This is a genomic window from Arthrobacter sp. Cr_A7 (assembly GCF_029222765.1).
Taxonomy (GTDB): Bacteria; Actinomycetota; Actinomycetes; order Actinomycetales; family Micrococcaceae; genus Arthrobacter.
The window spans coordinates 1-1,794 of record NZ_JARHXQ010000279.1 but is presented as its reverse complement, the minus strand read 5'-3'; the positions used below and the strand labels follow the sequence as shown (position 1 = coordinate 1,794).

1 protein-coding gene is annotated in these 1,794 nt (G+C 63.4%); it reads right to left on the bottom strand.

All coding sequences use genetic code 11. The features are described from left to right. Window positions 1–17 precede the first annotated feature (17 nt). On the bottom strand, window positions 18–1,502 hold the full coding sequence (locus P2Q66_RS16490) for an MFS transporter (RefSeq protein WP_275729854.1): 1,485 nt from the start codon (window positions 1,500–1,502) through the stop codon (window positions 18–20). Between the last annotated feature and the right edge of the window lie 292 nt (window positions 1,503–1,794).

The following is a 1,794-nucleotide window of genomic DNA, read 5'->3' as shown; positions in this document are numbered from 1 at the left end:
ATCGCCGCCTGAGGCTGCTAGCGCGCCCCGGCAGCCTCGCGAACCTCAGGGGCAGGCGTGAGCAGCATGGTTGCGGTATCGATGCGCTCATCAGTGTCCTGCCGGGCGACCAGCTCGTCCGCCTCCTCGCGGCTGGCAACCACGGGCACTGACCCGAGCAGGGGCCGGGACGCCGACTCCCGCATCTTCAGCAAGGCAAACAGCGCCACCAGCGAGAAGAACATCACGTAGAACGCGGGAGCGTACAGGTTCCCGGTCGCCTCAACGAGGATCTGGCTGACCAGGGGCGTGGTGCCGCCGAAAACAGAAATGGCGAGGTTGTGCGTGACGCCTACTGATCCGAACCGGGAGGCCGTGGGAAAGAGCTCCGACATCACGGCCGCGGTCAGTGCGAGGAAAAACGCCGAGGGCAGCGACACCAGGAACAGTGCCAGGTACAGGGACCACAGCGTTCCCAGCTGCATCAGGGTAAAGGCCGGCAGCAGCAGGACCAGGTTTCCGATCGTGGCCATCGCGTAGATGGGGCGGCGGCCGATGCGGTCGGACCAGCGGGCCACAAGCGGGATCATGAGCGCCAGCAAAACCAGGACGACGACGGCGGCAACCGCCGTGTGCATAGGGTCGGATCCGACCTGGGTTTCCAAGTACGTGGGTATGTAGCTGGTGAGCAGGTACCCCGTCGTGCCGTCCGCGGCAACGAGGGAGCAGCCGATCAGGATTTGCGGCCAGTAGTGCTTGAAGATGTTCGGCAGGTTGTGCCGGACGAAGATGGGGTCAATGTCTTCGGTTCCGGCCTTCGCGTGGGCGGCCTCGAAGCTGGGTGATTCCGGGAGCCGGAGCCGCATCAGAATCGCCACGATGCCCAGGGGAAGGGCGATCAGGAACGGGATGCGCCAGCCGCCGTCCAGCATTGCACTGTCACCCCACGTTGACGTGGTGATGGCGGTGGTCGCTGCCACCATGCTGGCACCGGCAGCGAAGCCGAGCATTGAGCCGGAGTTCAGCAGGGAGGCCATATACCCGCGGTTGCGGTCGGGCGAGAACTCGGAGATGTAGGTGGCGGCACCGGAGTATTCGCCGCCGGTGGAGAAACCCTGCAGCATCTTGAGCAGGTACAGGGGGATGATGACCCACAGGCCCACCTCGCCGGCGGTGGGGAGCATGCCGATCCCGGTTGTGGCCAAGGCCATCAGTGCCATCGTGAAGAAGAGCACTTTGCGCCGGCCGATCCTGTCACCCAGCGGCCCGAGGATCATTCCACCCAGGGGGCGAACAATGAAGGACACAGCGAAACCGAGCAGGGTGACCAGCAGGCCCATGCGTTCGTCCATGCCCTCGGTGAACACGGAGGTCATGACGACGGCCAGGTAGCCGTAGACTCCGATGTCGTACCACTCGATGAAGTTGCCTACCCCAGCGCCTACCTGCGCCTTCCGCAGTTCGTTTTTATCCACGATGATGCAGTCGTCCGCCGTCAGTCGGCGGGCAGTTTTGTGGCGCACGGGGTGCTCTTCTTTTGAGTGTTCGAACATCTTTGTCCTGTCTCTGTACCGGATGACGGGTGGGCAGGAGTACCGGCGGTCAACCGGAATCCCCTAGGGGAGGCTGGTAAGTATTGTGCCAGAAAGACAACGGAGGATTGGCCGCTTTCCCGCCCCGGATGTGATCTGAGCCTCCATCTTCCGCGTGATCAGCCCGTCTCCGAGCTGTTGCAATAGAAGCAACTGGTCGCGTCACAATCATCAAATGCCCTGGTCCCCCATGCTCGCCCTGCCGAAAACTCCTTTGCGCCCC